At 63.3% G+C, this 22,375-nt stretch carries 23 protein-coding genes; 10 read left to right on the top strand and 13 right to left on the bottom strand.

Annotated features, from left to right (window positions below):
- Positions 1–91: 91 nt before the first annotated feature.
- Complete coding sequence (locus RID11_RS10415; protein WP_350138620.1) at positions 92–823, bottom strand: glycosyltransferase family 25 protein; 732 nt, start codon at positions 821–823, stop codon at positions 92–94.
- Positions 824–871: 48 nt separating this feature from the next.
- A complete protein-coding gene (locus tag RID11_RS10410; protein WP_350138617.1) occupies positions 872–1,885 on the bottom strand; it encodes a P1 family peptidase in 1,014 nt (337 codons plus the stop codon).
- Between the two features lie 152 nt (positions 1,886–2,037).
- On the opposite strand from RID11_RS10410, the gene RID11_RS10405 reads away from it, so the two are divergent.
- Positions 2,038–3,246, top strand: a complete 1,209-nt coding sequence (locus RID11_RS10405; RefSeq protein WP_350138614.1) for an aminopeptidase P family protein — start codon at positions 2,038–2,040, stop codon at positions 3,244–3,246.
- A 40-nt stretch (positions 3,247–3,286) separates the two neighbouring features.
- On the opposite strand, the gene RID11_RS10400 is transcribed toward RID11_RS10405, so the two are convergent.
- The 4 genes from RID11_RS10400 to RID11_RS10385 are packed head-to-tail and all read right to left on the bottom strand — an operon-like array spanning position 3,287 to position 6,781.
- Positions 3,287–4,429 (bottom strand): saccharopine dehydrogenase family protein, encoded by a 1,143-nt coding sequence (locus RID11_RS10400; protein ID WP_350138611.1) that lies wholly within the window; start codon positions 4,427–4,429, stop codon positions 3,287–3,289.
- Positions 4,430–4,432: 3 nt separating this feature from the next.
- Positions 4,433–5,488: a saccharopine dehydrogenase gene (locus tag RID11_RS10395; RefSeq protein WP_350138608.1), complete on the bottom strand. Its 1,056-nt coding sequence runs from the start codon at positions 5,486–5,488 to the stop codon at positions 4,433–4,435.
- Between the two features lie 10 nt (positions 5,489–5,498).
- Entirely contained in the window at positions 5,499–6,113 is a 615-nt protein-coding gene (locus tag RID11_RS10390; RefSeq protein ID WP_350138606.1) for a glutathione S-transferase family protein, read from the bottom strand.
- A 17-nt stretch (positions 6,114–6,130) separates the two neighbouring features.
- Positions 6,131–6,781, bottom strand: coding sequence for a histidine phosphatase family protein (locus tag RID11_RS10385; RefSeq protein ID WP_350138604.1), 651 nt, complete (start codon positions 6,779–6,781; stop codon positions 6,131–6,133).
- Between the two features lie 220 nt (positions 6,782–7,001).
- Here RID11_RS10385 and fdhF point away from each other — a divergent pair, with 220 nt between their 5' ends.
- Positions 7,002–9,776 carry a formate dehydrogenase subunit alpha gene (fdhF, locus tag RID11_RS10380; RefSeq protein ID WP_350138601.1) on the top strand — a complete coding sequence of 925 codons (2,775 nt, stop codon included), beginning with the start codon at positions 7,002–7,004 and terminating at the stop codon, positions 9,774–9,776.
- A 62-nt stretch (positions 9,777–9,838) separates the two neighbouring features.
- Here fdhF and RID11_RS10375 read toward each other — a convergent pair whose 3' ends face one another.
- Together RID11_RS10375 and RID11_RS10370 are read right to left on the bottom strand one after the other, a co-directional pair.
- Positions 9,839–10,498: a YiaD family glycine zipper/OmpA-like lipoprotein gene (locus RID11_RS10375; RefSeq protein ID WP_350138599.1), complete on the bottom strand. Its 660-nt coding sequence runs from the start codon at positions 10,496–10,498 to the stop codon at positions 9,839–9,841.
- Positions 10,499–10,622: 124 nt separating this feature from the next.
- Positions 10,623–11,456, bottom strand: a complete 834-nt coding sequence (locus RID11_RS10370) for a methylated-DNA--[protein]-cysteine S-methyltransferase (RefSeq protein ID WP_350138597.1) — start codon at positions 11,454–11,456, stop codon at positions 10,623–10,625.
- A gap of 97 nt (positions 11,457–11,553) precedes the next feature.
- Between RID11_RS10370 and nth the strand changes: the two genes are divergently transcribed.
- Both nth and RID11_RS10360 read left to right on the top strand, forming a co-directional pair.
- Complete coding sequence (nth, locus tag RID11_RS10365) at positions 11,554–12,198, top strand: endonuclease III (protein WP_350138595.1); 645 nt, start codon at positions 11,554–11,556, stop codon at positions 12,196–12,198.
- Positions 12,195–13,181, top strand: coding sequence for an adenosine kinase (locus RID11_RS10360; RefSeq protein ID WP_350138593.1), 987 nt, complete (start codon positions 12,195–12,197; stop codon positions 13,179–13,181). Before nth ends, RID11_RS10360 begins: the two co-directional genes overlap by 4 nt.
- 266 nt (positions 13,182–13,447) lie before the next feature.
- Here RID11_RS10360 and RID11_RS10355 read toward each other — a convergent pair whose 3' ends face one another.
- The 3 genes from RID11_RS10355 to mutM form a co-directional block, all read right to left on the bottom strand.
- A complete protein-coding gene (locus tag RID11_RS10355) occupies positions 13,448–14,197 on the bottom strand; it encodes a phosphate ABC transporter ATP-binding protein (RefSeq protein WP_350138726.1) in 750 nt (249 codons plus the stop codon).
- 185 nt (positions 14,198–14,382) lie between these two features.
- Positions 14,383–15,159, bottom strand: a complete 777-nt coding sequence (acuK, locus tag RID11_RS10350) for an acryloyl-CoA hydratase (RefSeq protein WP_350138723.1) — start codon at positions 15,157–15,159, stop codon at positions 14,383–14,385.
- Positions 15,160–15,222: 63 nt separating this feature from the next.
- On the bottom strand, positions 15,223–16,074 hold the full coding sequence (gene mutM, locus RID11_RS10345) for a bifunctional DNA-formamidopyrimidine glycosylase/DNA-(apurinic or apyrimidinic site) lyase (protein ID WP_350138591.1): 852 nt from the start codon (positions 16,072–16,074) through the stop codon (positions 15,223–15,225).
- Between the two features lie 86 nt (positions 16,075–16,160).
- On the opposite strand from mutM, the gene ubiE reads away from it, so the two are divergent.
- A complete protein-coding gene (gene ubiE / locus RID11_RS10340; RefSeq protein ID WP_350138588.1) occupies positions 16,161–16,904 on the top strand; it encodes a bifunctional demethylmenaquinone methyltransferase/2-methoxy-6-polyprenyl-1,4-benzoquinol methylase UbiE in 744 nt (247 codons plus the stop codon).
- A complete protein-coding gene (gene ubiB / locus RID11_RS10335; protein ID WP_350138585.1) occupies positions 16,904–18,436 on the top strand; it encodes a 2-polyprenylphenol 6-hydroxylase in 1,533 nt (510 codons plus the stop codon). The genes ubiE and ubiB overlap by 1 nt, the downstream gene beginning before the upstream one ends.
- A 4-nt stretch (positions 18,437–18,440) precedes the next feature.
- On the opposite strand, the gene RID11_RS10330 is transcribed toward ubiB, so the two are convergent.
- Entirely contained in the window at positions 18,441–19,109 is a 669-nt protein-coding gene (locus RID11_RS10330; RefSeq protein WP_350138583.1) for a flagellar hook capping FlgD N-terminal domain-containing protein, read from the bottom strand.
- 12 nt (positions 19,110–19,121) lie between these two features.
- Positions 19,122–20,372, bottom strand: coding sequence for a flagellar hook-length control protein FliK (locus RID11_RS10325; RefSeq protein ID WP_350138579.1), 1,251 nt, complete (start codon positions 20,370–20,372; stop codon positions 19,122–19,124).
- 60 nt (positions 20,373–20,432) lie between these two features.
- Between RID11_RS10325 and RID11_RS10320 the strand changes: the two genes are divergently transcribed.
- The 4 genes from RID11_RS10320 (at position 20,433) to RID11_RS10305 (ending at position 22,370) form a co-directional block, all read left to right on the top strand.
- Complete coding sequence (locus tag RID11_RS10320; RefSeq protein ID WP_350138576.1) at positions 20,433–20,675, top strand: hypothetical protein; 243 nt, start codon at positions 20,433–20,435, stop codon at positions 20,673–20,675.
- A 23-nt stretch (positions 20,676–20,698) separates the two neighbouring features.
- The gene (locus RID11_RS10315; protein WP_350138574.1) at positions 20,699–20,983 is read left to right on the top strand and encodes a rod-binding protein; all 285 of its coding nucleotides are present in this window, start codon (positions 20,699–20,701) and stop codon (positions 20,981–20,983) included.
- Between the two features lie 16 nt (positions 20,984–20,999).
- The gene (locus tag RID11_RS10310; RefSeq protein WP_350138571.1) at positions 21,000–21,332 is read left to right on the top strand and encodes a flagellar protein FlgN; all 333 of its coding nucleotides are present in this window, start codon (positions 21,000–21,002) and stop codon (positions 21,330–21,332) included.
- 210 nt (positions 21,333–21,542) lie between these two features.
- On the top strand, positions 21,543–22,370 hold the full coding sequence (locus RID11_RS10305; protein ID WP_350138568.1) for a flagellin N-terminal helical domain-containing protein: 828 nt from the start codon (positions 21,543–21,545) through the stop codon (positions 22,368–22,370).
- Positions 22,371–22,375 lie beyond the last annotated feature (5 nt).

The following is a 22,375-nucleotide window of genomic DNA, read 5'->3' as shown; positions in this document are numbered from 1 at the left end:
TCCGGTGGAGCCTTCGGAGTGGACCCGAAAGCGCCGCTGTTGACGGGGATATAGGCGGCTTGGCGCGGATTTGCAAGCGGGGTTTTCGCGGCTACCGCATCGCGCCGCGCCAACGCCGATAAAGCTGCGCCGTATCGCGCACGACCGGCACACGGTCAAACCAGCGCAAATCATGGACATCGGTGCGCGACGGCCGCTGCACCCCAAGGGTCGGCGACACAGAGAGCGTCACCATCTGCGGATGATCTGCCCGGAAATGCGAATAGGCCCCATCGACATGCATCGGCCCACCCGCCAGATCGCCGACCTCGCGTTCGGTGATAGCCGTCAGGTAAGGCACCAGCGCATGGATCGCCGGACGACGCAAAGCCATGAAGTGACTGCACAAAACATTCTGCTTGGGGTCGAGGGTGATCAAACCGGGTACCACGTCCATGCCATGCGCCACGGCATCGAATCCACCATAGAACATATCCCAATCACGCGCAGCCAGCGTCTCCAGCAGATCCGGCGCGCGGCTTGTGAAATCGGCACTGAAATCAAGATCGTCCTCACAAATCGCGATGCTTGGCAGGTCTGCGTCACGGGCCGCACGCAGGATTTCGAGATGGCTCAGGAAACAGCCGCGCGCGCCAAGCGTGGGAAACCCGGCCAAACTTTCGGGCCGGATCGCATCGAAGATCGACACCTGCGGATGATCGAAGCCAAGCCCGATTCGCGCCAGTTGTGCGGCGAATTCACGGCGGCGGTCGGGGCGGGAGGGAAGATTGACGACGCGGATCGGGCCGAGGCACTCCACCATGCGTGATCCCAGAGACGTCATATCGCGGTCTTTCCTGCTCAGCCTGCGTCGGCACGACAATATGGCTCGTCAGCCCCCCGCACAAGCGGCGCCACGAAACCGCGCCTGCCACGACGGAAGGACGTCACCGGGCAGACTGCGCGCGCTGAACACCGCGCGCGCGATCGCCCGCGCCATGACACAGGCCGCCACATGTCCCAGCAACACCTGTGCCGCGAGATCGGGGGCGGGCCGCGGGCCGGTCGCTGCGGCAAAGATCAGGTCGCCATCCATCAGCGTATGCGACGGCATCAACGCCCGGGCAAACCCGTCATGCGCAGCGGTGGCGAGGCGGGTGCATTGCGCCTGAGTGAGGGCCGCATCGGTGGCGACGATGCCGATTGTGGTGTTGGCATGCTGTGCCAATTTCGTGGGGGCAAGCATTGGATCGGGATAGGTGCGCGCTGCGCCCAAGCCGCCGAATTCCTGTCCCACCTCAAATGGAGCAGCCCAGAACTCCGGGCTGTCTCCAACCGTCGCCGAACCAAGCGCATTTACCGCCACCAGCGCGCCTACAGTCGTGCCATCCGGTAAAACGACCGAGGCCGAGCCAAGCCCTCCCTTCAGGGTCGCCGTGGTGGCACCCGTGCCTGCCCCCGTGCTGCCGATCTCGAACGCGTCCGACGCCGCCTCAAGCGCCGCGCGGCCAAGCGCCTTGTAGGGGTTGTCGGACCAGTCCTTTTCGCCTCCGTTCAACAGATCGAACAGGATCGCCCCCGGCACGATGGGCACGCGCATATCCCCCACCGCAAAGCCGCGCCCCATGTCGCGCAGACCGTCCGCCACGCCCGAAGCGGCATCGAGGCCAAAGGCCGACCCTCCCGACAGCACCAGCGCATCGACCTGCTCGACCACCCGGTCGGCGGCCAGCAGATCGGTCTCGCGCGTGCCCGGCGCGCCGCCCATGACATGCACGCCGGCGGTGAAGGGGGTGTCGGCGACCAGCACCGTCACGCCGGAGCGCAAACCCATGTCCTGCGAATTGCCCACACGCAGTCCGGCCACATCGGTGATCAGATTTCGCGCGCCCGCCTGCGTTTTCATGCCGCAAATCTCCCTTTGGGTCGCAAATCATCTTGCCAGAGCGCGCGGGATAGGCAAGGACAGGTGTCAGGCCCGGGCGATGGCGTCGCTCCGATCAGGGCCTTTCCCAACAGTCCTGAACGCCGGGACCTTCTTTTGCAAGGAGGGCCACTATGACTGCACGTCCTGAATTTTATCGTTTCCACAATGGCGAAAAGGCTCCGCTGCCCTTTTCCATATCCGAATACGAGGCCCGGGTCGCGGGCCTGCGCGCGATCATGGAGGAGGCGGGGGCAAGCGCCGTTGTCCTCACCTCGATGCACAACATCGCCTATTACTCGGGCTTTCTCTATTGTTCCTTTGGCCGCCCCTATGGCCTTGTCGTCACTGAGACCGACTGCGTCACGATCAGCGCGGGCATCGACGCGGGCCAGCCTTGGCGGCGGTGCTTTTGCGACAACATCACCTATACCGACTGGCAGCGCGACAATTTCTGGCGCGCGGTGCGCGAGGTGGCGGGCGAGGGCGGTGTCATCGGCTACGAGGGCGATCACCTGACGCTGATGCAACGCGACAGGCTGGAGGATTTCCTGAGGCCCCTGACGATGGTGGACGTGGCCCCGGCCACGATGCGCCAGCGGATGCGCAAATCCGAGGCCGAAATTGCCCTGATCCGCTCCTGCGCGCAGGTGGCCGATGTGGGCGGCTACGCCATCCGCGACGCGGTAAAGGTCAGCTCGCGCGAGATCGACGTGGCCATGGCGGGACGCGACGCGATGGAGGTAGAGATCGCAAAGCGGTTTCCCGACGCCGAATATCGCGACACATGGGTGTGGTTCCAGTCGGGCATCAACACCGACGGCGCGCATAACCCTGTGACGGCGCGGGCAATCGAGCGCGGCGATATCCTGTCGCTCAACACCTTCCCGATGGTCTCGGGCTATTACGTGGCGCTGGAACGGACCATGTTCGCCGGAGAGGTGGACGCGGCCAGCCGTGCGATATGGGAGGCCAATGTCGCCGCCCATGAATACGGCATGTCGCTGCTAAAGCCCGGCGTGAGTTGCGCCGAGGTCACGAACAAGATCAACGCGTTCCTCAAAGAGCGCGACCTGCTGCAATACCGCACCTTCGGCTATGGCCACAGCTTTGGCATCCTGAGCCACTACTATGGCCGCGAGGCGGGGCTGGAGTTGCGCGAGCATATCGACACGGTGCTGGAGCCGGGCATGGTCATCTCGATGGAGCCGATGCTGACGCTTGGCGCGGGGCAGCCCGGCGCGGGTGGCTACCGCGAGCACGACATCCTCGTGATCACCAGGGACGGCAACGAGAACATCACCGGCTATCCCTATGGCCCGGAGTTCAACGTGGTCGGCTGAAACATTTGCGGGGCGGCACAGTGCCGCCCCGCACGCCATATCACGCGAGGTGATCGACCACCTGCAAATGCTGCGCAAGGTGGCCGACCTCATCCAGATAGCGCGTGAGCAGTTTCGGGTCGTGCGGGGCCGGGCTGACGCCTGCTGGGATTTCGCGGTTGAGCACCGATTCTATAGCCAGCGACACCGGGATGGACACCAGCCGCGCCATCGCGGTGCCGCGTGCGTCGCCCCAGGCGTCCATCACGTAGGTCTTGTGCCAGACCGGCTGACCGGCCTTTTCGGCCTTGAGATCGACGCAGAGCACGACGCGATCTGCCTCGCCTTCATCATAGGCATGCTCTTGCCAGAACTGATCCGACATTTCCTTGAGCCGGGCCTCGCCCGCTTCGCCCTCAAGCGTTTCGATCTCTGCAAAGATGTCCTTCCACGCCTCGGACCAGCCATTCAGCCGCAGCGTGCCGCGCACGAAATCCTTGATCCGCCAGTCCGGATCGAACCGGTAATCGGAGATGAAGGGGATCGAATCGCGGTTGGGATAGACTTCGAAGGTTTCGGGCGTCGGCAGTGGCGCGTCGTAGGATGAGAGCGCATCCCAGGGGCGCGCGACGTTCAGTTCCGAGAAGTCGCTGATCGAGCGCGAGGGCGAGCGCAGCGCCTTGAGCACGCCGAGGGGCGACCAGCTGAACTTGTAGCGGAAGGGGTTCGGTACTTTCGGCACCCCGCCACAATAGGAGGTGAACGACAGATCATTGCCCGCATCAAACGCCTCCGATGCGCGATACTCGGCCACCAGGTGATGCGCCATCAGGTGGTCGATGCCGGGATCGAGGCCGATCTCGTTGACAAGGCACAGGCCCTTGTCGCGTGCGGTGGCGTCCAGCGCCCGCATCTCGGGCGCGATGTAGGAGGACGAGACGAAATGCGCATCCTTGGACAGGCACAGTTCCGCCAGCGGCACGTGCCAGTCACCGGGCAGCATCGAGACGACCACGTCACCGGGCTTTAGCGCCTCGGCCAATGCCTCCTTTTCAAAGGCGTTGATCCTGTCGGTCAGGTCGCCCACGGCCGCCTCTGCCTTGTCGGTCGAGCGGTTCCAGACCGTCACGTCATGGCCCGCCTCGATCAGCCGCCGCAGACCGGGAATGGCCGACAGGCCGGTGCCGCACCAATGGATTGTCATGTCTCAGACCTCCTTCATATGTGTCGTGTAGGTTTTCTCGGCCCGCGCCCAGACCCCGTGATCGAGCGCGTCGAAGGTCAACAGGGATGGCAGTAATTGCCCTGCGTAATCCTGCGAGGATTCCACCGGCAGGAGCGAGGGCAGGTTGTCGATAGCCATCACGTCGAGCGGCGGGTCCTCGTGTACGCGTACCGCCGGTTCGGCCCATGTGGTGGCGTGGTCGTAGACCGGCACCGGGTTGTAATCGCTGTCGGGGTCGCAGGCGACATCGCCGATCACGGTCAGGCGGCGGGGTTCGGTCAACGCGGATTTCGGCACGAAGGCCGGCGTGCCGGGGCGCGCGAAGATGCAGTTGAGGAAAATGTCGTGGTCGAGGATTTCCGGGAAAGGCCCGCCCTTGGCGGTCTCGGCCATGTCCCACCTTGTGACGGTCACGCCCATGGCCTCGCACAGATCCGCCGCGCCGGTGCCGACGCGGCCAAGCGCGCCGATGACGATGGCTGTAGGGCGCTCCTTGCCCGCTCTATCAAGCTGCTTGCTGAGCGCCGCAAGAAGCGCATCGCGCCCCGGATAGGTCGCGACGGCTGGGCAGGTGCCGCCGCCCCGTTGCGCGGCCCATGTCATCAGCGACACGGCCGCCCCCGCATAGCCCGCCCAATAGCCGAAGGCGGCGACGCGCCGCCCGTCCTCATCCACCAGATATTCCAGATCGTAGAGCGTGCCGCCGCCCTCCTTGAACCGCTCGAGCAGGCGCTTGCCCGCGTGCTGCCCCTTGAAGGCATGGCCGAACATGATGTGGCGATGCGGCAGGGGGGTGCCGTCTTCGGGCAGTTCCTTGAGGCCGAAGATGATCGCGTCAGACGGGGCAGAGGGCCAGGAATTCTCCGCCGCAATCTCGCAGCCCGCCGCCCGGTAGCCGTCAATCGGGATGGCACGGGTGTGGCTGTCCTCCACCGTCACGCGGATGCCCTTGGCGATCAGTTGCGCGGCCCCCTCGGGCGTTAGCCCGACGCGTTCCTCGTTCGGCCGCTGTTCGGCCCGGACCCAGAGATGTGTCATGCGGCAGCCCTCAGATCATGTTGTCGGCAATGACCTGCGCCACCGAAGCACGGCCGCGCATCGCCTCGATGAAGGCCACGATCTTGGGGTAATCGGCGACGGTCACGCCGTCGCCCTCAAGCCAGTTGCAGGCGACATAGAGGTAAGGGTCGGCCAGCGAGAACGTCTCGCCCAGAACATAAGGCCCCTTGAGGATGTGATTTTCCACATGATCGGCGCTGTCGGTCATGGTCTGCACCGATTTCGCCTTCATGTCGTCGAACGAGCTTTGCTGATCGGCCCACCGATGCCCACGCATCTTATGGGCGTGGTTCACATGCATGGTCGAGGCGAGATAGCACATCGCCTCGCGCATCTTGGCGGCCTCATAGGGGTCCGAGGGGCGCAGCCCGGCAGCGGGCGCGATATCGGCGATGTAATCAAGGATCGCGCCGGTTTCGGTCAGGATGCCCTGATCGGTGACAAGCGCCGGGACACGGCCCTTGGGATTGATCGCCTGATACTCCGGCCCGGTCTGCTCTCCGGCGCGGAAATCGAGGCGGACCGGCTCGAAATCGAGCCCAGCCTCGTGCAGGGCAATAGCGGTGGCAATGGCGATGGTGCCCTTGGCGTAATAGAGTTTCATGGCGCGTTTCCTGTTGTTCAGATGAAGGTACGGGCATGCGCCCGGTCGGGTGTGTCGAGATGGGGCGTGGCGTTGAAGGTGCCCAGCATCAGCATATCGTGGACATGTTCAAGCCGGTGCAGCGAACTGTTCATCACCTGCAGCATGACCTTGGACATGCCGGGAATATCAAGCCCGAGCGTATGCCGCATCACCATGCCGATCACGCCCCCCGAGGTGACGATCAGGACACGCCCCGGATGATGGCAGATATCGTCGATCAGGCCGGTGATCCGGGTGGTGAAATGCTCGAACGTCTCTGGCACATCCGCGAGATCCCCGCGTGCCCAATGCTCGATCACCTGCGGCAGGTAGCGGGCGAATTCGGTGGCCTCAGTGGGCGCGGGGATGCCGTGCTGTGCCTCGATGGCCTGCGCGAGGGCGAAATAACTCAGCTCATCAAGCCGCGGATCCTGTTCGGTAATCTCGTATCCCATGGCCCGCGCGGTGCCGGTCTGCCGATGCAGGGTGCCGGTGATCACATGGTCGAAATGCGGATTGGTGCCGCGCAGATGCGCACCCAGCCATTCCGCCTGCTGCACACCCAAAGGCGAGAGCCGGTCATAGCCCGCCTCGTCTGTGGCATGGCTGTTCGCCTGCCCGTGCCGCACCAGAATGAGTTCCGCCAAATCGCCGCCTCCCCGCTTGCCGCGCGACGTTAGCGCCGCAAGACAGAGGGTTAAAGGTCCGGCACGGGAAATTATTCACCGGCCCCTATCCGCCGCGTCTGACGCCTATACGAAACATAGCGCCCCGCTGTGGCGTAAAAATGCGGTGAGGGGTCGGGATTGGTGGACTCGGAAATACCTGCGCATGGTCTAAGATCGCCACGGACAAGGAGGCGCGCGCATGTCTGAGACGATCAAGATCACACTCGATGGCCAGGAGATCGAGACCGAAACCGGTCTGACGATCTGGGAGGTCGCCAATGGTCGCGGCCTGAAGATCCCGCATCTGTGCCACAAGCCTGCCCCAGGCTATCGTCCCGATGGCAACTGCCGCGCCTGCATGGTCGAGGTCGAGGGCGAACGCACGCTCGTGGCCTCCTGTATCCGCGAGGCCCGGGAGGGCATGGTCGTCACCACAAATTCGAACCGCGCCGAAACCGCGCGCAAGATGGTGGTCGAGATGCTGCTCGCCGATCAGCCCGAGCGCGACACCTCGCACGATGCCTCTAGCCATCTGTGGGACATGGCCGACGCCAACGGCGTGACCCATAGCCGCTTTCCCAAACTGGAAAAGCCGCGCGTGCCACTTCTGGATGACAGCCACGTCGCCATGCGCGTCAATCTCGACGCCTGCATTCAGTGCAACCTGTGCGTCCGCGCCTGCCGTGATGTACAGGTCAATGACGTGATCGGGATGGCGGGACGCGGTCACGATGCCTATCCGGTCTTCGATTTTGACGATCCGATGGGCGAGAGCACCTGTGTCGCCTGTGGCGAATGCGTGCAGGCCTGCCCGACCGGCGCGCTGATGCCCGCATCGGTGATGGACGACGCACAGCAGGGCGACAGCGCCGATTACGACGAAGAGGTGCAGAGCGTCTGCCCGTTCTGCGGTGTCGGCTGCCAGGTCTCGCTCAAGGTCAAGGACGGCAAGGTCAAATATGTCGAGGGGATCAATGGCCCGGCAAACGAGGGGCGGCTCTGCGTCAAGGGGCGGTTCGGCTATGATTATATCCACCATCCGCACCGCCTGACCAAGCCGCTCATCCGGCGCGAGGATGCACCGCCCAAGGGCCTCAATGTCGATCCCGGCAACTGGCACGAATTCTTCCGCGAGGCGGAGTGGGACGAGGCGCTCGACCTGACAGCGGGTGAGTTGAAGCGGCTCAAGGACGCCCATGGCGGCGCGACCGTTGCGGGATTTGGCAGCGCCAAATGCACCAATGAAGAGGCGTATCTCTTTCAGAAATTCATCCGGCAGGGCTTTGGCCATAACAACGTGGATCACTGCACGCGGCTGTGCCATGCCTCCTCGGTGGCTGCATTGATTGAGAATGTCGGCTCGGGGGCTGTGACCGCCACGTTCAACGAGATCGAGAATGCCGATGTGGCGATCATCATCGGGGCCAACCCGATCGAGAATCACCCCGTGGCGGCGACCTATTTCAAGCAGTTCACCAAGCGCGGCGGCAAGCTCATCGTGATGGACCCGCGCGGCGTGGGCATGCGCCGGTTTGCGACGCATATGTTGCAGTTCAAGCCCGGCGCGGATGTCTCGATGCTCAACGCGATCTGCCATGTGATCGTCGAGGAAGGGCTTTACGACCAGCAATATATCGAGGCCTTCACCGAAAACTGGGAGGCCGAAAAGGCGCACCTGGCACAGTTCCCGCCCGAGAAGATGGAGGCAATCTGCGGTATCCCCGCCGAGACGCTGCGCGCCGTTGCTCGCGAGTTTGCCACGGCAAAATCGGGCATGATCTTCTGGGGCATGGGGATTTCGCAGCATATCCACGGCACCGACAATTCGCGCTGCCTGATCTCTCTGGCGCTGATGTGCGGCCATGTCGGCCGCCCCGGCACCGGGCTGCACCCGCTTCGCGGGCAGAACAACGTGCAGGGTGCGTCGGATGCGGGTCTCGTGCCGATGTTCCTGCCGGATTACCAGACGGTGACCGATGACGGCGTGCGCAATGCCTTTACCGAGGTCTGGAAATCGGGCGATTTCTCGAACCAGAAGGGCCTCACCGTGACCGAGATCATGGATGCGGTCCACGAGGACAAGATCAAGGGCATGTATATCCTGGGTGAAAACCCGGCCATGTCCGACCCGGATGTGGAGCACGCCCGCGATGCGCTCGCCAAGCTGGAGCATCTGGTGGTGCAGGACATCTTCATCACCGAGACGGCGAACTATGCCGATGTGATCCTGCCCGCCTCGGCTTTCTACGAGAAATCGGGCACCGTCACCAATACCAATCGGCAGGTGCAGATGGGCCGCCGCGCCGTCACCCCGCCGGGCGAGGCGCGCGAGGATTGGCAGATCACCACGCAGCTTGCGAACCGGATGGGCCTGCAATGGCAGTATGACACACCTGCGGACGTGTTTGCCGAAATGAAGGTCAACATGCGCTCGCTCGACAATATCTCGTGGGAGCGGCTTGAGCGTGAAAACGCCGTGACCTATCCCTGCAAGACACCCGATGGCCCGGGCGAGGCTGTGGTCTTTGGCGACGGCTTCCCGCGGCCCGAAGGCCGGGCGCGCTTTACCCCCGCCTCGATCATCCCGCCCGACGACGTGCCCGATGCCGACTATCCGATGGTGCTGACCACCGGGCGGCAGCTGGAGCATTGGCATACCGGTTCGATGACCCGCCGCTCCAGCGTTCTCGACGCGGTGGAGCCCGAGGCCAACTGCTCGCTGCACCCGTCTACCTTGCGCAAACTCGGCGTGGAGCCGGGCGAGATGGTGCGGCTAAGCACAAAACGCGGCTCGATCAGCATCATGGCCCGCGCCGACCGGGCGGTGTCTCCGGACATGGTGTTCCTGCCCTTCGCCTATGTCGAGGCCGCTGCCAATATCCTGACCAACCCGGCGGTGGACCCTTACGGCAAGATCCCCGAGTTCAAATACTCGGCGGTGCGCGTCGAAGCGGCAGAAATCGCGGCGGAATAAACGGCAAAGGGGCGGCCCGATGGACCGCCCCTGACCTTATCATATGCGGGTTGCGCCGTGCTTCAGCGGTTCGGCAGGATTACGATTTCCACCCGGCGATTCTGCGCCTTGCCTTCGGCGGTGAGGTTCGACGCCACCGGCTGATCCTCGCCTCGACCAAAGGCATTGATCCGCGAGAACGGCACGCCACCATTCATCAGCACATCCGCCACAGCATTCGCGCGGCGCTCCGAGAGGCCCTGATTGTAGCTGGCGTCGCCGTCGCTGTCGGTATGTCCGACGACCTGAACCGTGGTGTCGGGATATTTCTGAAGGCTGTCCGCCACCTTGAACAGATCCGACCGCAGATCAGGCCGGATGTTGAAACTGTCGACCGGGAACAGGATGTCCTGCGGCATGGTCAGGATCAGGCGATCCCCGGTATTGGTGATCTGCACGTCGCTGTCGAGTTGCTGGCGCAGTTCGGCCTCCTGACGGTCGAGCGCATTGCCGATGGCCGCGCCGCCGAGGGCGCCGATTGCGCCGCCAAGCAAAGCCCCCTTGCCCTTGCTGTCACTGACGGCAGCGCCGGTGGCGGCCCCGACAAGCCCACCGATCACCGCGCCGGACTTGGTTTTCCGACGCGGATCATCACCACCGACATAGGCGGGATCGGTGCAGGCCGCGACCAGCAGAAGCGATGCGCCGGAAAGAATAAGAATGGGATTACGTGCTCGGATCATGGAATGTTGCCTTCATTGATTTCACAGCCCGATGGATCGGGTTTGATGTGATGATATGCAATAACAGCGCCTCGCCCAAGGCAAATCCACGGGGAAATACAAGACAGCGCGCGCAAAATTCCGCCTATCCTTCGGCACGCGCGCTTTCCCATGCGAGGATCGCACGCTTGACCGGCAGGCCCCAGTGATAGCCGCCCAGCCCGCCCGATTTGCGCAGGGCGCGGTGGCAGGGAATGAGAAAGCTGACCGGATTGCGTCCCACGGCGGTACCCACGGCGCGCACCGCGCGCGGGTTGCCGATGGCCTGCGCGATCTCGGAATAGGTGGTGACATGGCCCGACGGGATGGCGAGCAGCGCCTCCCAGACCTTGATCTGAAACGGCGCGCCGATCATGTGGAGCGCCGTCTCGCCGCGACCCTCAAAGGCCGCCTCGACCCAGGGTGTGATCCTCTCCGGGGCCTCGACATATGTCGCCTCCGGCCAACGCGCACGCATGTCGGTCATGGTCACATCACGCCCGAATTCCCCGGCAAAGGCCAGACCGCACAGTCCCCGCTCTGTGCCCATGGCCAGCGCGTCGCCGAACGGGCTGTCAAACCAGCCGTAATGGATGGTCAGCCCCGCCCCCTTGCGCGCGAACTCACCGGGGCTCATCGCCTCCCACCGCAGGAAAAGGTCATGCAGCCGCCCCGACCCCGACAGCCCCGCCGCATCTGCCGCCTCCAGCGTGGTGTGACGCTGTGCCAGCAGGTCCTTGGCATGGCCGAGCGTCAGATATTGCTGGTAGCGCTTGGGCGACACACCCACCCATTGCGAGAAAAGCCGCTGAAAATGCGCCGCACTCATGCCCATCTCGGCGGCCAGCGTCTCCAGCGGGAGCGCCTCGCCGCCTGCGTCGATCAGGTCGATGGCGCGCCGCATGACGTTGTAATGATAACTTTGTTCCAGATCGGTCATCGGCATATCCTGACAGCTTTGCCACAAGATAGGCCGCGCGCGCCCGCCCCGCGACCCGAATGTTGCGCATCCGGCCAAATGCCTGCATTAAGCGGCCATGGCGCACCAACTCGATTATCACACGATCCGCGAGATCTTTACCCGGTTTGAGGCCGCAGAGCCCGAACCCAAGGGCGAGTTGGAACATGTCAACGCCTACACGCTGGTGGTGGCCGTCGCGCTTTCGGCTCAGGCCACCGATGTAGGCGTGAACAAGGCCACGCGGGAGCTCTTCAAGATCGCCGACACGCCGCAGAAGATGCTGGATCTGGGCGAAGAGGGGCTGATCGGGCATATCAAGACCATCGGCCTTTATCGCAACAAGGCCAAGAACGTGATGAAACTCAGCCGCATCCTTGTCGAGGACTATGGTGGCGAGGTGCCCAACAGCCGCGCCGCCCTGCAATCTCTGCCCGGCGTCGGGCGCAAGACCGCCAATGTGGTGCTCAACATGTGGTGGCACTACCCGGCGCAGGCGGTGGATACCCATATCTTCCGTGTCGGCAACCGCAGCGGCATCTGCCCGGGAAAAAATGTCGACTTCGTCGAACGCGCCATCGAGGACAATATCCCGGTGGATTTCCAGCGCCACGCGCATCACTGGCTCATCCTGCATGGCCGCTATACCTGCAAGGCGCGCAAACCCGCCTGCGGCACCTGCCTTATTCGTGATCTCTGCTTATTCGAGGACAAAACCCTATGACAAAATATCAGGCCGTCGGCATCGGCAATGCCGTGGTGGACGTGATCAGCCAATGCGACGATGCCTTTCTGGCCCGGATGGGCATCGACAAGGGTGTCATGCAGTTGATCGAGACCGAGCGCGCCGAATTTCTCTACGAGAACATGACCGGCCGCTGGCAGGCGCCCGGCGGTTCGGTCGCCAATACCATCGCGGGGCTTGGCGCACTCGGCCTCTCGACAGGCTTCATCGGCCGGGTGAGCGATGACGACTTGGGCCATTATTACGCAGCGGCCATGGCCGAGGTCGGCACCGATTTCGTCAACGCCCCGCGCAGCGATGGCGCACTGCCCACCTCGCGCTCGATGATCTTCGTCTCGCCGGATGGCGAGCGGTCGATGAACACCTATCTGGGGATCTCCACGGAACTCGACGAGGGCGACGTGCCCGAAGCAGTGGCCGGGCAGGCGGGACTCCTGTTTCTCGAGGGGTATCTTTTTGACAAGCCCAAGGGCAAGGCGGCGTTTCAAGCGGCCGCGCGCGCCGCGCGGGCGGGGGGCGGCAAGGCCGGGATCACGCTGTCCGACCCGTTCTGCGTCGAACGCCACCGCGCCGATTTTCGCGGCCTGCTGCGCGAACTCGACTACGTGATCGGCAACGAACATGAATGGTGCGCGCTCTACGAGACCGAGGATCTGGGCGCGGCATTGGAGCAGGCGGCGCAGGAAAGTGGGCTGATCGTCTGCACACGCTCGGGCCATGACGTGGTTCTGGTCGAGGGCGAGGAGACGGTGACCGTGCCTGTGCATGCGGTGACGCCCGTGGATACCACCGGCGCGGGCGATCAATTCGCCACAGGGCTGCTTTACGGCCTTGCCACCGGGCAACCGCTGGCCGTCGCCGGGCGCATGGGCTGCATTGCGGCCGCCGAGGTGATCGGCCATTACGGCGCGCGGCCCGAGGCGGACGTCAGGGCGCTCTTTGCGGCGGAAGGGTTGATCTGAGCCAGCGGCGCGCCCCCGGCGGAGGTCGGATGATGGGTATTTTCGCCAAGAAGAATCAGCGATGCGCGCCCGCCTCCGGCGTCGGTCGAACCGCTGTCGATGCAGACCGGGGACGGCTTCTCCTTGGGCGGTCATCGGCTCCCCAGCCTGTACCGCAGCCATATCTTGGCATGGCTTGGTTAACAAAACCTTGCCTTCTTCTTGGTTCCAACACTCCGGGGTGAATTGGCCGCAGGCCAAGAGGGGCAGCGCCCCTCCCGCCCCGGTCAGCCGAACTTGCCCTCGATAAAGCGGCGCGCCTCCGGGCTCTGGGCGGCGGTGAAGACCTGCTCCGTCGCCCCGATCTCGAGCAACCGGCCGAGATGGAAATAGGCCACCCGGTCCGCCAGGCGCCGCGCCTCCATCATCGAATGGGTGACCACGACGATCGAATGATCAGGCTTGAGCGACAGCATCAAATCCTCGATTGCCGCCGTCGCGATCGGGTCGATCGAGCCGGTCGGCTCGTCCATCAGAAGCACCTCCGGCTTGGTCGAGAGAGCGCGCTCGACGCTGAGTCGCTGTTGCTGGCCACCGCTGAGATCGGTGCCCTGCGCCTTGTGCAGCTTGTCCTTGACCTCGTCCCAAGGATGCGCGCGGCGCAGACAGTCCTCGACATGCGCCGCGAGATCGGCGCGGTCGCGGATCAGCCCGTGGATTTGTGCGCCATACGCCACATTGTGCCAGATGGTGGTTGGGAACGGGTTGGGCTTTTGCGCCACCCAGCCGAACTTGCGGCGGTGCAGGGGCGGATCGACCTCCGGCGATTGAATATCCTGCCCGTGCATCGTGACCCGACCGGTCATGTGCAGGTCGCGGGTTCCGTCATGCATCCGGTTGAGACATTTAAGCGCTGTCGTCTTGCCGCAGCCCGAGGGGCCGATGAAGGCGAGGATTTCATTCTCGTAGAGGTCGAAATCAACGTCGATTAGCGCCTGTTTCTCGCCATACCACAGGTTGAGATCGCGAATCTCCATCACCGGCGGGTGGTTGGAGCGGGCGGATGCAAGCGGCTGCTGGCTGTGATCAGTGTCAAACATTGCGGTCTCCTCTGTCCTGAGCGTCTGGCCAGAGCGTGCCGCAGGGCCGGGGATCAGAATTTGATCTGACCCCGGCCCCCGTTTGATTTCATGAAAAATTCATGCAGCCGTTACATGGGGCGTCACTTGTCGCGGAACTGCGCCTCGCGCTTTTCGGCGAAGGCGGCCATGCCCTCTTTCTGGTCCTCGGTCGCAAACAGCGAGTGGAACACGCGCCGCTCGAACAACAGCCCTTCGCGCAGCGTCGTCTCGTAGGAGCGGTTGACCGCCTCCTTGGCCGCCATCACCGAGATTTGCGATTTCTCGGCGATCTTCTGGGCGGCCGACATCGCCTCTTCCATGAGCTTCTTGGCTGGCACGACGCGGCTTACCAGACCCACGCGCTCGGCCTCTTCGGCATCCATGAAGCGGCCTGTCAGGTTCATGTCCATCGCCTTGGACTTGCCCACGAACCGCGTCAGGCGCTGCGTGCCGCCCAGCCCTGCGATGACGCCGAGATTGATCTCGGGCTGGCCGAATTTGGCGGTGTCCGAACAGATGATGAAATCGCACATCATCGCCAATTCACAGCCACCCCCAAGGGCATAGCCAGAGACAGCGGCAATGATCGGCTTGCGCACGCGGCAAATCGCGTCGCTGTCATCGGTGAAGAGATCCTCGAGGAAGACATCCACGAATCCCTTGCCGCTCATCATCTTGATATCGGCCCCCGCCGCAAACGCCTTTTCCGAACCGGTGAGCAGGATGCAGCGCACCTTGTCGTTCTTCTGCGCCTCGCCAAGCGCCTGCGCCAGCTCTGACATGAGCTGATCGTTGAGCGCGTTGAGAGCATCGGGGCGGTTGAGTTTGATGAGGGCGACGTGGTCTTCTATTTCGACGATGATCGTCTCATAGGCCATGAAATCAGCTTTCATTTGTTTCCATCAGACCGATTCATTACCATTGTTGGCCGCGCGTTCAACCTATCTTTGACAGCGCGGGCAATAGAAGCTGGACCGCCCGGACTGCACGATGCGCCCAATGGTGCCCTCACATCCCTCCGTCCGGCAGGGTTCGCCCTCGCGCCCGTAGACGTCGAAACTGTGCTGAAAATAGCCCAATTCGCCATCCGCCTGCCGGAAATCCCGCAGTGAGGAGCCGCCTGCGGTGATCGCATCCTGCAACACGTCGCGGATTATCGGCACCAGCCCGCCCGTGCGCCGACCCGAGATGTTCCCGGCACGCCTGCGCGGCGAGATGCGTGCGCGAAAGAGCGTCTCGCAAACATAGATATTCCCGAGGCCTGCCACGATCCGCTGATCGAGCAGTGCGGATTTGACCGGCGTGTTGCGGCCCTTGAGCATCGCGGCGAGATAGGGCGCGTTGAAGTCATTGCCGAAGGGCTCCGGCCCCAGCTTTGCCAGTAGCGGATGCGCCTCAGCCCGATCCGTCGGCATCAGGTCCATTGCGCCAAACCGGCGCGGGTCGTTGAAGGTGATCCGCGCGCCATTTTCCATATCGAGCACCACGTGATCGTGCTTTTCTGGCGCGGGGTGGTCATGCACGAAACGCCCCAGCGGATCGCCCGAGACCAGCATGCGCCCCGACATCCCGAGATGAATGAGCAGCGTCTCACCCGAGGCAAGATCGGCAAGGATGTATTTCGACCGCCGCCGCAGCATCAGCACCCGCTGCCCGATCAGCCGCGCGGCCATGTCGGGCGGAAACGGCCAGCGCAGATCAGGGCGGTTGACGGCGGCGCGAGCGATCACCTGACCCTCCATCACCGGCGCAAGGCCGCGGCGGACTGTCTCAACCTCTGGCAATTCGGGCAATTGGCACCTCGCTCAGCGCAAGGGGCGCATTGTAACCCCCCGCTTGCGCCCTATAAGAAGGGCAAGACACAAGAGCGGCAAGGCCCATGAACGAGAAAACCACCCATTTCGGATTTCAGGATGTGCCCGAGTCGGAGAAGGCCGGGCGCGTGCGCGGGGTCTTTGGCAGCGTGGCCAGCAAATACGACGTGATGAACGATGCGATGAGCATGGGGATTCACCGCATCTGGAAGGATGCGATGATGGATTGGCTGGCGCCGCGCGCCGGTCAGCGTCTGCTCGATGTGGCGGGCGGCACCGGCGATATCAGCTTTCGCTTTCTCAAGCGGGCCGGTCATGGCCATGCCACCGTGCTCGACCTGACCGAACCGATGCTGATCGAGGGGCGCAAGCGCGCCGAGGCGGAGCAGATGGCCGACAGCCTCGATTGGGTGGTGGGCGATGCGATGGCGCTGCCGTTCGAGGATGCGAGCTTTGACGTCTACACGATCAGCTTCGGCATCCGCAACGTGACCCGCCCGCAAGAGGCGCTGAACGAGGCATTTCGCGTGCTCAGGCCCGGCGGTCGGCTGATGGTGCTCGAATTCAGCCAGATCCCCAATGAGTTGATGCAGAAGGTCTATGACCTCTACAGTTTCAACATCATCCCGCGTCTGGGTCAGATGATCGCCAATGATCGCGACAGCTATCAGTATCTGGTCGAATCGATCCGCAAGTTCCCCGATCAGGAGACGTTTCTGGGGATGGTGCGGCAGGCCGGGTTCGGACAAGCAAAATACCGCAATCTGAGCATGGGCATCGCCTGTCTGCATTCCGGCTGGAAGATCTGATGCGCGGGCCGCACAATATCCTGCGCCTGATCCGCACCGGCGCGACGCTGGAACGCACCGGGGCCATGGGCCTGATCATGGATGCGTTCGAGGCACCGCCGCTGGTGCGCGGCACGATGCGGTTTCTGGCCTGGCCGTTTCAGTGGATGGGTTACAAGGGTGACGAGACAACCCCGCCCGCGCCCCGCGCGCTGACCGCATTGGGCCCGGCCTATATCAAGTTCGGCCAGATTCTCAGCACCCGCCCCGATCTGGTGGGAGAGGAACTGGCCGGGCAATTGCGCGTCTTGCAGGACAAGCTGCCGCCGTTTTCGGCGGATGTGGCCAAGGCGAGCATCACCCATGAACTGGGACATCTTGTCGAAGAGATGTTCGATGATTTCAGCCCGCCCGTCGCCGCCGCTTCGATCGCGCAGGTGCACAAGGCGCGGTTGCGTGACACCGGCGAGGCGGTGGCCATCAAGGTGCTGCGCCCCGGGATCGAGAAGGCGTTTCGCCGCGACATAGACGCGTTTTACTTTGCCGCGCGCATGGTGGAATTGCTGGCCCCCGGCGCGCGCCGCCTGCGCCCCACCGACGTGATCGCGCATTTCGAGGGCGTGGTGATGGGCGAACTCGACCTGCGGCTCGAAGCCTCCTCGGCCTCCGAATTTGCTGCAAACACATCCGAGGATGCCGGTTTTCAACTGCCCTCCGTGCAATGGCACCTGTCATCGCGCCGGGTGATGACGATGGGCTGGGCCGATGGTGTACCGCTTGGCGACAATGCGGCGCTGGATGCGGCGGGCCATGACCGCGCCGAACTGGGCGAGCGGGTGCTGCAACTCTTTCTCAACCACGCGCTGCGCGACGGGTATTTTCACGCCGACATGCATCAGGGCAATCTCAAGGTGGCCAGTAATGGCGATATCATCGCCTATGATTTCGGCATCATGGGCCATATCGACGAATATACCCGCCGGGTCTATGCCGAGATCCTCTACGGGTTCATCAAGCGCGATTACCGCCGCGTCGCCGAGGTGCATTTTGAGGCGGGCTATGTGCCCGCCGACCGCGATGTCGACGCTTTCGCCCGAGCCCTGCGCGCGGTGGGTGAGCCGATCTTCGGCATGGATGCCAGCCGTATTTCGATGGGCAGCCTGCTCAGCTATCTCTTTGAGGTGACCGAGCGGTTCGGGATGGAAACGCGCACCGAACTCATCCTGTTGCAGCGCACGATGGTAGTGGTCGAAGGCGTCGCCCGGAGCCTCAATCCGCAGATCAATATCTGGCAGGTCGCGCGCCCGGTGGTCGAGGATTACATCAAGAAGACCATCGGCCCGCGCGCCGCATTGCGCGATTTCGGGCGTACCGCCACCGTGCTGTCGCGCTACGGCCCGCGCCTTCCCAGTCTAGTCGAGGCCGCGCTGATTCGCCAATCGTCGCCACACACGCCCTTGCCGCCGTCGCCCTGGCCGATGCGCATCGCCTTTGCCGGGATCGGCGCAACCCTGGGCGCGGGCGGCGCGGCTCTGGCTCTGGCGCTTATGTAACATCTCACGCTCCGGTGTCTGGTGGGCGCAGACCAAGCACTGCGCTCGCGGCGACGGTTTGCCCGTTCTCCAGCACAAGCCTTGTTTCTCCCCCCTCCTGCCGGGCTTCGATGATGCGGCTGTGAACATGTGCGTCGTGGCGCGCGATCACCTCACCCCCGGAAAGGGACTGCACCGAAACCTCGTAAACTCCGCTTTGCAGCGGCAGACCGGCGGAATCCTGCCCCGCCCATGTGATACGGCCACTTTGCGGGGCGATATCCTGCCGTTGCACGATAATGCCCGCTGCATTTGTGACCACCAGTTGCGCGGCATCTGCCAGCGGATCAACCGTCGCTGTCAGCGGCACCGGTGTCCCTTCAAAAGCGACCGGCGTTTTCGCCTCTGTGTCAAGCCCGATCCAGCCCGACAACTGACCGAGACCAAGCGCGCCCATCTGCGCCCCTAGCCCTGTCAGCAGGTCATTGGTCAGCACCTGCTGCTCGACGGTCGAGAAGGTCGCCAACTGCACGGCAAAATCGGACGACTCCACCGGATTGAGCGGGTCCTGATTGCGCATCTGCGTGGTCAGCATCTTCAGAAAGGTTTCGAAATCCGAACTGAGCGCGCTGCCGCTACGGGGGGCCGCAGCCGCCGTCTGGGCGGGCGATTGGGCCGAAGAGAGAACGTCCATGGTCAAACCTTTCTAAAGACGGATGTCCAGGCGATCACCGAGGTGAAGCGTGGAAGCGAGATAAGCCGTGTCGCCCTCGGCCTCCGACAGGGGGCTGGGCGAGGATACCGGGGCACGTGAGTGCTGGTGCGCTCCTGGCTGTTCTTGGCCAAAGGAAAACTCCGCCGACTGATAGCCGATATCCAGAAGCTCACGCGCCAGAAGGTCAATGTTGCGCCGAAGAAGGTCGAGCGTTTCAGGCCGCTCCGCCAGCACCGAAACCGAAAGCCCGGCGTCGGATTGGCTCAGACTCAGGCGCACCGAGCCCAGTTCTTCGGGATTGAGCGTGAGTTCGATCACCCGACTTGCCCCGGATGCACCACGCCCTATCGCTGCGGCGACCTGCATGATCACATGCTGCGGCGGAGGGGGCAGGGCAGACGCGCCGACCAAAGTGAAACCTTGCGCGGAAACAGCAGGCGCGCGCGGCCCCGAGAAGGCCGGAACATCATCCTCCACGAGTTGCGGGACGCCACGCAGCGCCGCGCCTTCTTGTATAAATGGCATCATCGGCAGGGCAGGTGCGGTGGCCTTTATACCATCGACGGCACGCAGCCCGCCGGATGTCTCGGGCATAACCCGCGTCATGTCACCAGCGCGCGTGCGGTCACCCGTGGCGCGTTCGGTCACCCGCCCCGCCACTGGAATGTCCGGTGCAGGCGGGGCCGTTGTCACCAGCGGCAACGCTGCCAAAGCCGCGCCGGATTGCTCCGGTTGCCCTTTTGTCAGAACAGAGGACGGGGCCGGATTGCGCGCGCCTGGCAAAACAGGCGCAATCGCTGCCATTACGGCCGGACTGCCCTGACCAACTGTTGCCGTGGCAAGCTGCGGCGCTCCGGCGGCCGGGTTCTTGGAGATCAAGGATGTCTCGGCGCGACCGGGGAAGACGTCATCAGCAAAGGTTCCTTGCGACACAGCACGTTCAGGCCCCTGAACCACGTCAAACGCTGCGGCATCACCATCCAAACGCACAGGGTTAATACCCGGAAGGCTCTCATGCCGCCCCCCGCTCATGCTGAGACGCGCTTTTGGTACGGACGAACGCCCCACATAAGCCGAAAGCACAGCACCATCCGGCAAGCGCTCCTCGGGCACCTCTTGCGGATCGGTCAGGGCCATTTCCGCCGAGGGGTCACGCAACACCCCGCCTGTCTCTTGATCATCCACGCCACCCGATGTGGGCCCGACACCTGTCTCATCCACAGTATCCTTGACGGATGACACATCGTCATTCTCCTGCAAGACGGGCGGTTTCCCCTGGCTCGTACGGGCGCTCCCCACATCGTGCTCATCCAGATCGCCATCGCGAAGATGGCTCTCGAACAAGGGCCGCTCCCGGTCAGCCGCATCCACAGCAAGGCGGTCTCTCTCCGCCTGTCCCGCGACGGCGCGCCGGACAGGTGGCTGACCTTCTCCCAACCCGACAAGTGCATGCATATCGGTCCTCCATACGGCATCCTCGTTGCCAGAACCCTGACAGATTTCGGTTACCGGTTCTTTACCGCTTTGCTGTCTCATGCGGCTTAGTTCCATCAATTGGAGGTAATCCGGTGACAGACTCTTTACCCGTATCGACACACCTGACAGGACTACGCCCGACAACGCCGAAGCCAGATATCCGCGTCGCCGCCGAACGACTCGAGGCAAGCTTTCTGGCCGAAATGCTCAAATCCGCCGGCGTCGGAGAACAAGAGAACTCGATGAGCGGCAGTATCGGCGAATCGCAGTTCGCCTCGTTCCACCGAGAGGCGCTCGCCCGCGAGATGGTCGCCCGAGGCGGTATCGGACTCGCCGATAGGTTCGAGGCAAGCCTGAGGGGCATAACCAATGAGTAAAGAAACCGATACCCGGATGATCGCGCAGCTCGACGCCCTGCTCGAGACCGAACGCGCGGCCCTCTTGTGCGGAGATCTGCAGGCGATCGCGGATACCGTGGCGCAAAAGGAGCAATTGATCGACACGCTCAACACAAGCGCTGCCCGACAAGAAGATCTGTCCGGATTGCACCACAAGCTGCAGCGCAATCAGGCACTTCTCGATGGGGCCCTGCAGGGTATACGCGCCGTTGCGGCGCGCATGGCAGCCTATCGGCGGATCCGGAAATCTTTGGACACCTATGACCGTCAGGGCCGCAAGCTGACCATCCCGGGCGACATCAGCCGAAATGTCGAGAAACGGGCTTGAGGATTTGTATCAAATGCATCGGACATGACGGGACGGCCTTAGCACTCCCTTAGGAAATCCCGGGCCATGGTGTCCCTGCATCCGAGAACGGATGGCGCTGTCGGGCAATGATGCCACGGCGGCACCTGTCAGAACGACATCAGCATCGCCTGTCTCTTGGCAGCGCACCACGAACCCGGCGCAAAGCGCCGCCTTCAAAAGGAAAAACCTATGTCCAGCATTCTGACGAACAACAGCGCCATGGTCGCCCTGCAAACCCTGCAATCGGTCAATTCCAACCTGGCAAAGACGCAGGATATGATCTCGACCGGCAAGGCCGTGGCCACGGCCAAGGACAACTCGGCGATCTTCGCCATTTCCAAGGTCATGGAATCCGATGTCAGCGGGTTCAAAGCCGTGTCGGATGCCCTTTCCCTGGGCGAATCCACCGTTGCCGTGGCCTCTGCCGGGGCCGAACAGATCACAAATATCCTCAATGACATCAAGGAAAAGGTCGTCGCCGCAACGGGCGAGAACGTGGACAACGCCAAGATCCAGAACGATGTTGACGAACTGGTCAACCAGGTCACATCGATCATCGGGGCGTCGCAGTTCAACGGGGCGAACCTGCTCAATACCGCAGGTGGTGACATCACCGTGCTGTCTTCGCTCGACCGCGCGGCGGATGGGTCCGTGACGGCCACCAATATCACGGTCGCCTCGGTCGATTTCGAAGCGGGTCTTGATCTCAGTGATATCGACGTGAGCACCTCAGCCGCAGCCGATACCTCGCTCGCCGCGATCGAAACCCATATCCAGACTGCGGTCGACGGCGCCGCCGCGCTCGGTGCGTCCGCCAGGCGGATTGGCGATCAGAACGAGTTCGTCAGCAAGGTGACGGACGCCATGAAGTCCGGCATCGGTGCCCTGGTCGATGCCGATATGGAAGAGGCCTCGGCCCGATTGCAGGCACTTCAGGTGCAACAGCAGTTGGCGACGCAATCCCTCTCGATCGCCAATCAGGCACCTCAGGCGATCCTGTCGCTGTTCAGGAACTAAGACCC

It is taken from the genome of Roseovarius sp. (assembly GCF_040219995.1).
Lineage (GTDB): Bacteria > Pseudomonadota > Alphaproteobacteria > Rhodobacterales > Rhodobacteraceae > Roseovarius.
The sequence above is the reverse complement of the archived record's forward strand: the minus strand, read 5'-3'. Positions and strand labels throughout refer to the sequence as shown.